Raw genomic sequence first — 13196 nt, 5'->3', positions numbered from 1 at the left:
AGGCCACCTTTGTTGCGTTGAACGCACCGAAGGTGGCCTTGGGGGGCGGTTGGGCTTGCTCAGCCTAGGCGCTGCTTGAGGGCTTCCAGCTCGTCGCGGAGGCTGGAGGGGACGCGGTCACCGATCTTGGCGAACCACTCCTCGATCAGCGGGATCTCCTCGCGCCACTCGGCGGCGTCGACGTCGAGCGCGGCCTGGATGTCGGCGAGCGGCTCCTTGAGCCCCTCGGTGTCGAGGTCCTCGGCGCTCGGCACGTAGCCGACCGGGGTCTCGTTGGCCGAGGCCTTGCCCTCGATCCGCTCGACGATCCACTTCAGCACACGCGAGTTCTCGCCGAAGCCCGGCCACAGGAACCGCTTGTCGTCGCCGCGGCGGAACCAGTTGACGTAGAAGATCCTCGGCAGTTTGACGCCGTCGGCGCCCTTGCCGATCTCCAGCCAGTGCTGGAAGTAGTCACCGGCGTGGTAGCCGAGGAACGGCAGCATCGCCATCGGGTCGCGGCGCACCTCGCCGACCGTGCCCGCCGCGGCGGCCGTCTTCTCCGACGACATCGTGGCGCCCATGAACACGCCGTGCTGCCAGTCGCGGGCCTCGGTCACGAGCGGAACCGTGGTCTTGCGGCGGCCACCGAACAGGATCGCCGAGATCGGCACGCCCTTCGGGTCGTCCCACTCCGGCGCCAGCGTCGGCACCTGGGCGATCGGGGTGCAGAAGCGCGAGTTCGGGTGCGCGGCCGGCACGTCGGACTCGGGCGTCCAGTCGTTGCCCTTCCAGTCGGTCAGGTGCGCTGGCGCCTCCTCGGTCATGCCCTCCCACCAGACGTCGCCGTCGTCGGTGAGCGCGACGTTGGTGAAGACCGTGTTGCCCTTTTCGATGGTCTTCATCGCCACCGGATTGGTCTTCTCGCCGGTGCCGGGCGCGACACCGAAGAGGCCGAACTCCGGGTTGATCGCGTACAGGCGGCCGTCCTCGCCGAACCGCATCCACGCGATGTCGTCACCGATGGTCTCGGCGCGCCAGCCGGGGATGGTCGGCTGCAGCATCGCGAGGTTGGTCTTGCCGCAGGCGCTGGGGAACGCGGCCGCGATGTAGTAGGCCTTGTTCTCGGGGGAGATGAGCTTGAGGATCAGCATGTGCTCGGCGAGCCAGCCCTCGTCGCGGGCCATCACCGAGGCGATGCGCAGGGAGTAGCACTTCTTGCCGAGCAGCGAGTTGCCGCCGTAGCCGGAGCCGTAGCTCCAGATGGTGCGGCTCTCCGGGAAGTGGCTGATGTACTTGGTGTCGTTGCACGGCCAGGCGACGTCCTTCTCGCCGGGCTCGAGCGGCTTGCCGACGGAGTGCAGCGCGGGCACGAACTCGCGCTCGGTGCCGTCGTCGGTGACGAACTTCTCGAGCGCCTTGGTGCCCATCCGGGTCATCACGCGCATGGAGGCGACGACGTAGGCGAAGTCGGTGATCTCGATGCCGAGCTTGGGGTTGTCGTCGCCGAGCGGTCCCATGCAGAAGGGGATGACGTACATCGTGCGACCACGCATGCAGCCCCGGTAGAGCTCGGTCATGGTGGCCTTCATCTCGTCCGGGTGCATCCAGTTGTTGGTCGGCCCGGCGTCCTGCTCCTTCTCGGAGCAGATGAAGGTGCGCTCCTCGACGCGTGCGACGTCGCTGGGGTCGGAGGCGGCCCAGTAGGAGTTCGGCCTCGCCTTCAGTGGCACGAACGTGCCTGCATCCACGAGCTCCGCATTGATGCGTTCGGCTTCCTCGTCGGAGCCGTCCACCCACACCACTCGGTCGGGGGTGGTCAGCTCCGCAACCTCCCGCACCCAGGACAGCACGCCACTGTGTGTCGTTGGCGCCTTGTCCAGCCCGGGGATGGCTACTGCAGTCATCTCATCTCCTGTCTTCGACGACAAGAGCCCACACCGAACTGCGTCGTCCGTATGCGGGCTCCGAGCTCGTCCGACCGAATTGCTTTCGCGCACCGTCAAGCGGTGTGCTGGTTTTGGGGATTCCCTGAGACTAGCGGTCAAACCCAAGAGGAACCGAGGGCTGACCTGTCGGTTCTCTCACAAGAACGATCAGGGAATCGATTCAGTTCTCGCTGAATCGCGCCAGGAGGAAAGACTTTCCTGTCCACGAAACGAAGGCCCGGTACGGCGTCCGTACCGGGCCTTCGAGATATGTCTTTTTCGACCGTTTTGGATCTTGACGAAGTTTTAACGCCGACGCGGTCTGGTTCTGGCTAGTTCTGGCTGATCCACTGGCCGGTGGCCGAGTCGATCTTGGCGACGCCCTCGACGGTGTCGGTGCCGCCGCCCCACAGGCTGTCACTGCCGCCCGCGGCGCCCGCCGTGCCGCCGGCCTCGGTCCACTCACCGTCGCCGGTGTGCTCCAGCACGGTGGACTCCCCGTCCGGCCCGATCACCACCGCGACGTCGGCCTGTCCGTCGCCGTCCACGTCGGTGAAGGCGATGGTGTTGCCGCTGCCGTCCTCGACCACGGCCGTGTCGTTGACGCCGTCCTCGTTGGTGTCCACGGTCGCCGGCCCGACCTCGACGTCACCCTCCGGCATGTCGGCCGTGATGGTGCCACCCGCGCCGGTCTGCGTGTCGGTCGAGTCGCCCCCGTGGCCACCCGGGTCGATCGACACCCACTCACCGCTGGCCTGGTCGTACTCCGCGTGGGCGACGACCTCGCCCTGCGCGTCGAGCGCGATGTACTCGTCGGCCTCGCCGTCACCGTCGTTGTCCACGAACGCCTGACCGCTGCCGTCGGCGTGCTCGATGACCGCGGTGTCCTCGACGCCGTCCTCGTTGATGTCGAAGTTGACGTCGGCGGAGTAGTCCTCACCTTCGACGGTGATGGTCATCTCGTCCGAGGTGCCGGTGGTGTCGGTGGCATCGGACCCACCACTCTCGTCGACCCACACTGGGAACTCCCCCTCCGGTCAGGGCTGCTTGCTGCTGATGTGGTTAGGACTCACGTTATTCCCGTTCGGTTCCCCACACCAGGCTCTCAACTCTCTCGTGGCCGGTCCCGCAGCGCCCTGATCCTGCCGAGGAAGCCGTCGGCGCGCTCCTGCGCGTCGGCCATCTCCTTGATCCGCTTGGTGACAGCCGAGAGCTTCTTCGCGCGCTCCTGCGCGTCCATCTTGATGGTCTTGTCGACCTCTTTCAGCTCCGTCTCGATCGCCTCGATGCGCCTGCTCAGCGCGTCGTCGAGGGCCAGGGCGAGCTGCTGCTCGGCCTCGATCAGCTGCTCGGCGACGAGCTGGTCGAGCATGGAGCGGGCGTCGGCGATCGACTCGACGAGCCACTGCTTGGTGTGCTGCTTGTCGGCAGCGTGCCTGCGCGTGCGCGCCATCCACCAGCCAGCGCCGAGCCCGATCACGATGGTCGCGGGCAACACCACGGGATTGAACAGCGCGAACCCGGCGAGCGGTGCCGCCGCGAGCTTGGCGGCGCCCGCGCCACCGGAGACGCCCATGAACACGAGCAGCTTGTCCTCGGCCGTCGGCGGGCGCCTTTCCGGAGGCCTCAGCACCACGGGCGGCCCGCCCGCACGCGCGAACTGGGCGCGGATGATGTCGAGCTCCTCGGCGGAGAACAGCTCGGCGAGCGCGACGTCGGTGACGTGGTTGAGCCGCTGCGCGAGCTGAGCCGACACGCGCTGCGAGATCGTCTGCAACGCCACGTCCACCTGCTGCGGCAGCTTGCCGAGCTGCTCGCGGTCGGCCGCGTCGATCTGCTGGCGGAAGTACGACTGGGCGTCGCGCATCTGCCTGCTCGCCTCGTGCCCGAGCTCGACGCGGGTGCGCTGCACCTCGCCGCGCAGCTTCAGCTGCCAGCCCCTGGTGGAGGAGCGGCGCTCGACGGTGAGCTGGTCGCGCCGGGCCCGCAGCTGCTCGGCCTCGGACTCCCCGGCCGACAGCGCCCGCTTCTCGGCGCCCAGCTTGGCCTTCTGCTCGGCGAGCGCGCTGGAGAGCGCCCGCAGCGTGTTGGCCTCGCCGAGCATCGCCGAGCGCCCGACGAGCAGCTCCTGCAGCGCGCCCTGCAGCTCGGCGACACCGGACTTCTCGCGGAGCATCGCCGCTGCCTGCTCGTTGGGGGCCTTGCCCGCCATCTCGAACATGCGCGCCGACACGGCGTGGAACGGCGAGTCCGCGAACCGGGGCGCGTGCTCGGCGAGCAGTTCCTGGTCGGCGGCCAGCACCTCCCGCCAGCCGCGGAACTGGTCGATCTTGGAGAGCGCGAAGACGACCGTCTCGACCCGGTCGGCCATGTTGCGCAGGAACTGCAGCTCGGTGGACGTGAACGGAGCCGACGCGTCGACGACGAACAGCAGCGCCGTCGCGCTCGCCGCCGCCTCCATCGCCAGCTCGCCGTGCATCGCGTCGAGCCCGCCGACGCCGGGGGTGTCGACCACCGACACCCGCTCCAGCAGCGGGACCGGCCCCGACACCTCGACGTAGCGGGGCGGCAGCTGGCCCTCGGGCAGCTCGTGCGCCACGGACACCCAGCGCGGCAGCTCCTCCAGCGGAAAGCCCACGGGTGCGAGCTGCCCCGGGTAGCACGCCTGCGCCAGCCACTCGTCGGAGTACTCGAACGCGAGGTACGTGGACGTGGCGACATCGGCGTCGACGGGGGACAGGCCCGGCGTGGCGAGCAGCGCGTTGACCAGCGAGCTCTTGCCGCGGTTGGTCTCGCCGACCACCACCACCGACGGCTTCTTCGACCGCGCCTTGCGCTGCTCCTCCACCCACTTCGCGGCCTGCGGGTCCGCCTCGCGCAGCAGGGTCAGCAGTTGTTCACGGGCCTGCTTGACCTGTGCGGGCAGGGTCGGCTTACCGAGGGAAGGGGCAGTCACGGGGTTGATTCAACCAGCGGCGCGAAGTGCCACGTCAGGGGGCGGTGGCCGGGCCTATCGTCTGGTGTAGACCGTGACGATCGGCGCACGCAGCAGGCGATCATGGTCGAGGAAGCCGACGACCTCGGTCTCGGCGACGGTGCCCTCCAGGCCGGCGTCCTCGGTCGGCACCGCGCCGCCCGCCTCGTGCAACGTCGGATCGAACCGCTGTCCGTCGGGGCGGAGGGCGTGCACGCCGATCCCGGCGAGCCCCTGCTCGATGCGCTCCACGACGCCGCCGCTGCGGGCCCGGTCCATCGCGTAGAGGCACAGCTGGATCAGTGCCTGGCGATCGGCGAGAGCCTGCTCGTGGTCGATCGGGGAGACGGCTACTCCTACGGGTTCCACGTCGGGTTTCGACGCATTACCCGCCGGTACGGTTCCCGCTGTGTGCTCGCGCGCCGCCGGGATCTGGCCGGTCGACTCCTCGGCGTCCGTCTTGTCCTTGCGGAACCACGCGTTCATCGCGCCCCTCCAGAAGGCTCCCGCAGCTGCTGCCAGATGAGGAAGTACGCCCGGTGCACCACGTGGGCGACGCGGCTCTGCGCGGGCGTGGCGCCGAAGGAGGCGAACGAGCGCCACCAGCCCGCCCGCTCCAGCGCGTACGTCGCCAGGTCGGCGCGCGGGGTGTCCGAGGGCTTGCCGAGCTGTGCGGGCAGCTCGGCGTTGCTGCCGACGCGCAGCACCTCCTCGCTGAGGTCCTCCGGCATGTCCACCGCGCCGGACGCGACGAGCGTGAGTGCCTCCAGCAGGCGCAACTGGTGGGCCTCCGGTTTGGCGAGCAGCACCTCGATGGCGTCGTGCACGCGCTGGCGTTCGGCCGGGTCGCCGGAGGCGTGGGCCAGCGCGGTCACCGACGCCAGCGCCGCGGCGGCCTTGATGCCGTCCGCCCGCGCGGCGAACACCGTGCCCAGTCTCGCCCGCACGGCGGCCAGGCCCGAGGCGTCGAGCAGCCTGCGCCGCAGCCCACCTGCCGTGATCTCCGGCTCGGCCCGCACGGCGTCGATCCCGTGCCGGATGCCGAAAAGGTCGAGCTTCTCCAGCAGCCGCACCCGCACGCCCGCAGGCACGTCGCACTCCCAGCTCGTGAACATGTCGGCCGAGATCAGCATCATCTCGAGGATGTCGTCGTCGAGCGCGGCGAGTTTGCGCAGCGCGTCGGCATCGGCCGAGGTGAACTGGCCCGACTCGGCCGACTCTGCGATCAGCCCGATCACCGGCAGCACGTCGGCCACCCTGGGCTTGAGTGTCGCCGCCTGCTTCTCGGCCAGCAGGGAGGCGGCTTTCCACACGTCTCCGCCGGAGCCGTCGACCGACTCCGGCGTGATCGTGTCGGCCTTGTTCAGCACCGCGATCGCGTTGACAGGCCCCGCCTCCCGGCTCGCCGTGGCCGCGGTGAACGCCGCGAGCGCCTGCTGGTCGTCGGCCCTGATGCCCTGCGTGACGACGTAGAGCACGGCCTCGGCCCCGGCCACCGCGTTGCGAGAGGTCTCGTCCAGCTCGTCCGAGCCCGGCTCCTCGTCTGTGCCGTCCTCCTCGCTCGCCCTGGCCGCACCCAGCAGCTGCTCGGTCCGCGACACGGACGCCGCGTCGAGCGAGCCGAGTCCGGGCGTGTCGATCACGGTCATACCCTGCAGCACCGCGTTGGTCAGGTACGCCTCGATGTGGGAGACGTCGTCGATGTCCACGCCCAGCTCGGCCGGGATCATCCCGTCCGGCGCGAACGGCAGCACCTGCTTGCGGCCGTCGGTGAACACCACCTCGATGCGGTCGACGGTGCCGTACTGGAAACGGGTCACCAGGCGCGTGCACTCGCCGACGTCGGTTGGCGCGACCCGGCGCCCGATCAGGGCGTTGACCAGTGTCGACTTGCCGGACTTGATGCGGCCGGCCACCGCGACCTGCAGCGGGGCACCGAGCCTGCGCAGCACCTCGGAGAAGCCGGCGGCCGTGCGCGGCGAGACCTGCGGCTGCAGCCGGCGGCACAGGTTGGCCACCGAGGTCGAGAGCGGGCCCGCGAGCCGTCCGCCCTGCTCCGTCGGTGCCGTCACGGGCGCCCCCTCTCGTCGGGCAGATCCTTCCATCGCGTCATCCTCCGCTCGCAGTCACGGTGCTACCGCAGGAGGACGCGAGCGGGGCCGTCAGCACCATACTGTGGATGCGTGCGGCGGCTGAGTCTGTGGATGCGGGCACACCCGATGGTCGGCGACAGCCTCATCGCGGTGCACCTGCTCCTCATCGATATCGCGATCTTCGTCGTCACGCAGTTCGAGCCGGAGGGCGCTTCGCAGCCCTGGTACATCACCATCCCGGTCGACATCGTGATGGTCTCCCCGCTCGTCCTGCGCAGGCGGTACCCGCTCGCGACGGCGTACGCGATCCTCGTGCTCGGGTCCGTGCACAGCGCGCTGGAGCTGGGTCTCGCCAGCGGGCTCGCGAGCGGCGTCGCGGTCTACAGCGTCGTGGTCTACGTCGGCCGCCGTCAGGGCGCGCTGTACCTCGCGCTCATGCTTGTGGTCACCGTCGTTCAGCTCTACGTGCAGCACTTCGACGACTGGCTGGTCAACATCATCGTCGCCGTGCTGGTGCTGGCGCTGTGCTGGTTGCTCGGCGAGTTCGTCGGCGCCCGGCGCGCATACCAGGCCGAGGTGGAGGCACGGCTGCACCTGCTGGAGACCGAGCGCGGCCAGGCCGCGCGGATCGCGGTCGCCGAGGAGCGCGGGCGCATCGCGCGAGAGCTCCACGACGTGGTGGCCCACGCCGTCAGCGTGATCGTGGTGCACGCCGACGGCGCCTCCTACGCGCTGCGTGCCGACCCCGACCTGGCTGAACGCGCGATCCGCACGATCTCCGACACCGGCAGGGGCGCGCTCACGGAACTGAGGCGCTTGCTCGACGTGCTGCGCGGGGAGGACGACGACGAGCCGAGGGTGCCGCAGCCCACCACCGCCGACCTCGCCGACCTCGCCGACCGGATGCGCACGGCGGGCCTCACCGTCCGGCTGGAGCTGGACGAGCTGGGCGAGCTACCCGCCGGTGTGTCGCTCGGGGTGTACCGCATCGTGCAGGAGTCGCTGACCAACGCGCTCAAGCACGCGGGCCAGGGCGCGAAGGCGACGGTGCGAGTGCGCCGCAACCCCGACGTGGTGACCGTGGACGTGACCGACGACGGCGCCGGGAAGGCGAGGCAGCTGGTGCCGAACGGGCAGGCCGCACCGCCCGCCGGGGGCAACGGGCTGATCGGCATGCGCGAGCGCGCACACGTGTACGGCGGCACGCTGCACGCGGGCCCGAGTCCCGGCGGCGGGTGGCGCGTCAGCGCCCGGCTGCCCGTTAGGTTGGACTCGTGATCCGGGTACTGGTGGTGGACGACCAGGAGCTCATGCGCGTCGGCTTCCGCATGGTGCTCGGCGCGCAGGACGACATCGAGGTGGCCGGCGAGGCGGGCAACGGTGCCGAGGCGGTGCGGCTCGCGGGTGAGCTGCGCCCCGACGTCGTGCTCATGGACGTGCGGATGCCCGTGCTCGACGGCGTTGAGGCGACGCGCCGCATCGTCACCGAGGGCACCTCCAAGGTTCTGGTGATGACCACGTTCGACCTCGACGAGTACGTGTACTCGGCGTTGCAGAGCGGCGCGAGCGGATTCCTGCTCAAGGACACACCGCCCGACCACCTGGTCTCCGCGCTGCGCTCGGTCGCGGTGGGCGACGCGGTGGTCTCGCCCGCGGTCACGAGGCGGCTGCTCGACCGCTTCCTCGGCTCTGGCCGGGTGCCGCCGCGCGACGCCTCGGTGCTCGACGTGCTGACCGAGCGCGAGCGCGAGGTGCTCACGCTGATCGCGAAGGGACTGTCGAACACCGAGATCGCCTCGACACTCTTCCTGTCCGAGGCGACGGTGAAAACCCACGTGGGCCGGATTCTCGCCAAGCTCGACCTGCGTGACCGCGTGCAGGCCGTGGTGCTCGCCTACGAGACCGGCCTCGCCCGGCCCGGCGCAGGCTAGCGGTACCGCGCCGGATCGGCCTGCTCCGGGTCGAGGCCCGGCTTGACCACGTCGGCCATCCAGCGCCCGAAATCGGGCCTGCTGCCGTCGACGTCGGTGACGCCGTAGGCGCGCATGAGGGTCCACGACGCAAGCGTCTGCCCGGCGAAGCGCTGCACCTTCGGGTCCGTGGCCAGCGCGACCACCCCGCGCGCGAGATAGGCCGGGGTCTCCGAGACCGCGAAGTGCGGATCGCTCGCGATCGCGTCCCGCCAGTTGTCCTCGGTGACACCGAAGTGGTCGAGCATCGCCTCCGAGCGCAGGAAACCCGGCGTCACCGTGAGCCCCGTGCAGCCGTGCCCGGCCAGCTCGGCGCCGAGCGCCCTGCCGATCGCGCGCACGCCCGACTTCACGAGGTAGTACGGCACCCCCGCGCCCACGTACTCGTCGCTGTCGCCGTCGGTGACCTCGATCGCGAGGCCGCCTCCGGTACGCACCAGCAGCGGCAGCAGCCGATGCAGCGCGATCAGGTGTGTCTCCAGCCCGTTGCGCACCATCGTGAGCGCCTTGTCCAGATCGGACTCCCAGTACGCCGTGCCGAACTCGGCGTAGGGATCGCCGCCCCAGACGTCGTCCACGAGCACGTCGAGCCTTCCGTCCACTTCGGAGTGGAGGCGCTCGACGAGCGCGTCGACATCGGCCACGACGCCGAAGTCGCAGCGCACCGGGATGCCCCGGCCACCCGCGGCGTCGACCAGTTCGGCCGTCTCCTCGATGGTCTCCGTCCTGCCCATCGCGGACTTCCGCTCGCGGGTCGTTCGTCCGGTGACGAACACCGTGGCGCCCACGCGCCCGAGTTCCACCGCGATCGCCCGCCCGCACCCGCGCGTGGCCCCCGTGACCACCGCGACCTTGCCGTGCAGCGGCGTGTTCATGCGTACCAGCTCCCCACTATGGATTCGAGGTCTGCGCGCAGCCTCTGGGTCAGGTCCCCGCGCGGGCGGATCGACCAGTCGATCGCCGCGCCGTTGACCGTGGCCAGCAACGTGCGCGCGGCGAGGCCCGGCTCCGGCCCCCGCCAGCCGGTGTCCCTCGCACGGAGGACCAGGCCGCGCAGTTCGGCCTCCATCGCCGCGTAGTGCTCGCCGAGCAGCGCGCGCAGCTCCTCGTCGGCGAGGTCGGCCGCGAGCTGGCCGAGGCTGTTGGCCGCCGTGGCGGCGTCGTCGAGTCCCGCGTAGACGGTCACGAGCGCGTCGAGCAGCGCCTCCCTCGGCCCCGGCGCGGCCGCGGCGGCGTCACGCATCCGGGTGACGACCTCGACCCTTCCCACCTTGCTCAGCGCCCTGAGCAGGCCCTTCTTGGAGCCGAAACGCTGCGCCACGCTGCCGACGGCGACCCCGGCCTCCCTGGCCACCTGGGCCAGCGTGAATCCGGGCCCGACCTTGCTGATCACCGCGCCGGTCGCCGAAAGCAGCCGTTCGTCGCTGATGCTCCTCGGTCGCGCCACGCCAGTTATTGAACCACAGTTCATTAACCCTCGCCAGGTAGATCAGGGACAAGTCAGGGTCATCACGGATCGGCAAGGGGCGCCTCGGTCGGCCAAGCTACGACCACAGGCGAATCGGAGTTCGGTCTCGAGGATGACGCGCGAGGGCGTCTCCATCGGAAACGATGGGGTCAACGTCGGCAGACCGGCAACGGGGAAACGCCACGCAAGCCACGAACACGAAGCACGCGTCATTGCGGCGCATCGGCCGCACCAGGAGGACATGATGATCGAGGCACAGGGCCTCACCAAGCGGTACGGCAAGACGCTCGCGGTCGACGACCTCTCGTTCAGCGTCACGCCCGGCAAGGTCACCGGCTTCCTCGGCCCCAACGGCGCGGGCAAGTCGACCACGATGCGCATGATCCTCGGTCTGGACAACCCGACCGCGGGCCAGGTGCGCATCGGTGGCAAGCGCTACCACGAGCTGCACCATCCACTCCGGACCGTCGGCGCGCTGCTCGACGCCAAGTGGGTGCACCCCAACCGCTCGGCCAGGGCACACCTCGCGTGGATGGCGAAGTCCAACAAGATCTCGCCGCGTCGTGTCGACGAGGTACTGGAGACCGTGGGCCTGAGCGCCGTCGCCAACAAGCGTGCCGGCGGCTTCTCGCTCGGCATGTCGCAGCGGCTCGGCATCGCCGCCGCACTGCTGGGCGACCCGGAGGTGCTGCTCTTCGACGAGCCGGTGAACGGTCTCGACCCCGAGGGAATCCTCTGGATCCGCAAGTTCATGCACCGGCTCGCCGAGGAGGGCCGCACGGTCTTCGTGTCGAGCCACCTGCTCTCCGAGATGGCGCTCACCGCGAGCGAGCTGGTGGTGATCGGCAAGGGCAAACTGATCTCGCAGAGCAGCACCGACGACTTCGTCGCCCGCGCCAGCGAGAACAGCGTCAAGGTGCGCAGCCCGCAACTCGACGTCCTGCGCGACGCGCTCACCCGCGCGAGCGCAACGGTCGCCGCCGCAGACGACGGCGTGGTGGTGTCCGGTTTGGACATCGCGAAGATCGGCGAGATCGCCATGGACAACGGCGTCGTGCTCCACGAGCTGAGCCCGCAGCGCGGCTCGCTCGAGCAGGCGTTCATGCAGATCACCGGCGACTCCGTCGAATACCACGCCGACCTCGAGGCCGAAGCGCGGCAGGCGCTGGCCCCCACAGCCAACTGACGAGCCACCACCGAAACCGAGGAAACCTACGATGACTCTGCTCGCAGTCGAACGCATCAAGCTGCTGTCCACGCGGTCGCCGTGGTGGTGCGCGCTCGTCGCCCTCGTGGTGACCGCCGGCTTCACCGCGCTCGTCGTCGGCAACGCCGACGAGCAGTTCCCGGCCACCGTCGCCACCACCCAGTTCGGATACAGCTTCGGACTCGCCGTGATCATGGTGCTGGCCGCGCTCGCCGTCACCACGGAGTACCGCTTCGGAACCATCCGCACCACGTTCCAGGCCATCCCGCACCGCGGCTCGGCGCTGCTCGCCAAGACCACGGTCATCGCCGCGCTGGCGCTCGTGATCGGCGAGATCACCGCGTTCGTGTGCTGGGGCCTCTCGATGCTGCTCCAGCCCAACGCCGACCTGGCCCTCAACAGCACCGCCGACTGGATCAACGTCGCGGGAGTCGGCGTGGTCTACGCGATCTCCGCCGTGATCGCCGCGGCCGTGGGCATCCTCGTGCGGCACAGCGCGGGCGCCATCTCGCTGCTGATGATCTACAGCCTCGCCGTGGAGAGCCTCGTCCAGCTCATTCCGAGCATCGGTGACGACATCTACGAATGGCTTCCGTTCAACGTCGCCAACAAGTTCCTCATGGGCGACGGCGGCTCCAACTCGGGCAGGGCGGCCGACGCGGGCATGCCCCTCTCGACGAGTCCACTGAGCCCGGGCTGGGCCCTGGCCTACTTCGCAGGCTTCGCCGCGGTGCTGCTGGCCATCGCGATCACCACCGCGAAGAAGCGCGACGCCTGAGCACGCGACCACCACAGGGAAGATCCGGACTCTGCCGCAATTCGGGGGCGGCGGGATCGGATACGGGGAGAGAAGAAGAGGCTCGGACCGCAATTCGGGGGCGGTCCGAGCCTCTTTCTCGTGTGCAGCTGATTAAAAGCCGGTTAACTGTTTGTGAGGACGCCCACTGGCCACGCGAAAAGGCATCGGCGCAGGGGATATTGGGTAACACCCGTCAGGACTTCCACGGAGGTGACCCTTGACGGTGACAGAGATTCCCCGCCTCGAGCCGATGCCCGAGCTGGAATGGGCTCGCGCCATCGAACTGCCCCGCGACGCCGGTTCCGCGACGACCCCGGCCGAACTGCGCACCGCCTGGATACACCGGGCCCCCGAGGACCAGGTGCTGGCTCTCTACCGCGCCGCCTGCACCCCCGGGGAACCGGTGCCGTCCCCGTGGTGGCTGCGTGCCGTCGCGGCGGGGACCCTCGGCCACCGGGAGGACGGCTTCCGCATCGAGGACCGCGTCCACAAGCTGCTCGGCAGACGCCCCGGCTGGGAGTACGTGCCGTGGGCCGCCGACGGCGAGTCGGGCTACTGGGAGTTCATGCCGTCGGAGGGCGGTCGCGCCGGCCACCGCATCCCGACCACGATCCTCCCCACCGAACGCCACCCCGGCTGGATCGACGTGCTGCCCGCCCACAGCCTCACCACGCCGGAACCGATCGCGGTCGCCGGCCTCGCCGGGCTGCGCGCGCGGCTGGGGGAGTTCGAAGCGGTGCGCTGAGCCGCGGCTATCGTGCCTGCTCGTGGATAGCGA

12 protein-coding genes are annotated in these 13196 nt (G+C 69.9%); 5 read left to right on the top strand and 7 right to left on the bottom strand.

Annotated features, from left to right (window positions below; translation table 11 throughout):
* Nucleotides 1–59: 59 nt before the first annotated feature.
* The 5 genes from DI005_RS01995 to DI005_RS01975 form a co-directional block, all read right to left on the bottom strand.
* A complete protein-coding gene (locus DI005_RS01995) occupies nt 60–1886 on the bottom strand; it encodes a phosphoenolpyruvate carboxykinase (GTP) (protein ID WP_112265739.1) in 1827 nt (608 codons plus the stop codon).
* 353 nt (nt 1887–2239) lie between these two features.
* Nucleotides 2240–2926 (bottom strand): hypothetical protein, encoded by a 687-nt coding sequence (locus DI005_RS01990; protein ID WP_112265741.1) that lies wholly within the window; start codon nt 2924–2926, stop codon nt 2240–2242.
* An 86-nt stretch (nt 2927–3012) separates the two neighbouring features.
* Nucleotides 3013–4863 (bottom strand): dynamin family protein, encoded by a 1851-nt coding sequence (locus DI005_RS01985; protein WP_112265743.1) that lies wholly within the window; start codon nt 4861–4863, stop codon nt 3013–3015.
* A 54-nt stretch (nt 4864–4917) separates the two neighbouring features.
* Nucleotides 4918–5367 (bottom strand): nucleotide exchange factor GrpE, encoded by a 450-nt coding sequence (gene grpE / locus DI005_RS01980; RefSeq protein WP_112265745.1) that lies wholly within the window; start codon nt 5365–5367, stop codon nt 4918–4920.
* Nucleotides 5364–6986 (bottom strand): dynamin family protein, encoded by a 1623-nt coding sequence (locus DI005_RS01975; RefSeq protein WP_369973551.1) that lies wholly within the window; start codon nt 6984–6986, stop codon nt 5364–5366. Before DI005_RS01975 ends, grpE begins: the two co-directional genes overlap by 4 nt.
* A 114-nt stretch (nt 6987–7100) precedes the next feature.
* On the opposite strand from DI005_RS01975, the gene DI005_RS01970 reads away from it, so the two are divergent.
* Both DI005_RS01970 and DI005_RS01965 read left to right on the top strand, forming a co-directional pair.
* Nucleotides 7101–8252, top strand: coding sequence for a sensor histidine kinase (locus DI005_RS01970; RefSeq protein ID WP_112265749.1), 1152 nt, complete (start codon nt 7101–7103; stop codon nt 8250–8252).
* On the top strand, nt 8249–8905 hold the full coding sequence (locus DI005_RS01965; protein WP_112265751.1) for a response regulator transcription factor: 657 nt from the start codon (nt 8249–8251) through the stop codon (nt 8903–8905). The genes DI005_RS01970 and DI005_RS01965 overlap by 4 nt, the downstream gene beginning before the upstream one ends.
* Here the strand turns inward: DI005_RS01965 and DI005_RS01960 are convergent.
* Nucleotides 8902–9819, bottom strand: a complete 918-nt coding sequence (locus DI005_RS01960) for an SDR family oxidoreductase (protein ID WP_113641082.1) — start codon at nt 9817–9819, stop codon at nt 8902–8904. The two genes, DI005_RS01965 and DI005_RS01960, sit on opposite strands and share 4 nt — an antisense overlap.
* Nucleotides 9816–10391: a TetR/AcrR family transcriptional regulator gene (locus DI005_RS01955; protein WP_113641081.1), complete on the bottom strand. Its 576-nt coding sequence runs from the start codon at nt 10389–10391 to the stop codon at nt 9816–9818. Before DI005_RS01955 ends, DI005_RS01960 begins: the two co-directional genes overlap by 4 nt.
* Nucleotides 10392–10656: 265 nt before the next feature.
* Here DI005_RS01955 and DI005_RS01950 point away from each other — a divergent pair, with 265 nt between their 5' ends.
* The 3 genes from DI005_RS01950 to DI005_RS01940 all read left to right on the top strand — a co-directional run bounded on the left by DI005_RS01950 (nt 10657) and on the right by DI005_RS01940 (nt 13163).
* Entirely contained in the window at nt 10657–11598 is a 942-nt protein-coding gene (locus tag DI005_RS01950; RefSeq protein WP_112266718.1) for an ABC transporter ATP-binding protein, read from the top strand.
* Nucleotides 11599–11629: 31 nt separating this feature from the next.
* Nucleotides 11630–12397 carry an ABC transporter permease gene (locus tag DI005_RS01945; RefSeq protein WP_112265757.1) on the top strand — a complete coding sequence of 256 codons (768 nt, stop codon included), beginning with the start codon at nt 11630–11632 and terminating at the stop codon, nt 12395–12397.
* Nucleotides 12398–12668: 271 nt separating this feature from the next.
* Nucleotides 12669–13163, top strand: coding sequence for a hypothetical protein (locus tag DI005_RS01940; RefSeq protein ID WP_228713623.1), 495 nt, complete (start codon nt 12669–12671; stop codon nt 13161–13163).
* Nucleotides 13164–13196 lie beyond the last annotated feature (33 nt).

Source organism: Prauserella sp. PE36 (assembly GCF_003311655.1).
GTDB lineage: Bacteria > Actinomycetota > Actinomycetes > Mycobacteriales > Pseudonocardiaceae > Prauserella_A > Prauserella_A endophytica.
The sequence above is the reverse complement of the archived record's forward strand: the minus strand, read 5'-3'. Positions and strand labels throughout refer to the sequence as shown.

Bases quoted from the DNA above. Each gene is read 5' to 3' on its own strand.
- DI005_RS01945 (WP_112265757.1), top strand. From the start codon at position 11,630: ATGACTCTGCTCGCAGTCGAACGCATCAAGCTGCTGTCCACGCGGTCG.
- DI005_RS01960 (WP_113641082.1), bottom strand. From the start codon at position 9,819: ATGAACACGCCGCTGCACGGCAAGGTCGCGGTGGTCACGGGGGCCACG.
- DI005_RS01975 (WP_369973551.1), bottom strand. From the start codon at position 6,986: ATGGAAGGATCTGCCCGACGAGAGGGGGCGCCCGTGACGGCACCGACG.
- DI005_RS01970 (WP_112265749.1), top strand. From the start codon at position 7,101: ATGGTCGGCGACAGCCTCATCGCGGTGCACCTGCTCCTCATCGATATC.
- DI005_RS01940 (WP_228713623.1), top strand. From the start codon at position 12,669: ATGCCCGAGCTGGAATGGGCTCGCGCCATCGAACTGCCCCGCGACGCC.
- DI005_RS01995 (WP_112265739.1), bottom strand. From the start codon at position 1,886: ATGACTGCAGTAGCCATCCCCGGGCTGGACAAGGCGCCAACGACACAC.
- grpE (WP_112265745.1), bottom strand. From the start codon at position 5,367: ATGAACGCGTGGTTCCGCAAGGACAAGACGGACGCCGAGGAGTCGACC.
- DI005_RS01950 (WP_112266718.1), top strand. From the start codon at position 10,657: ATGATCGAGGCACAGGGCCTCACCAAGCGGTACGGCAAGACGCTCGCG.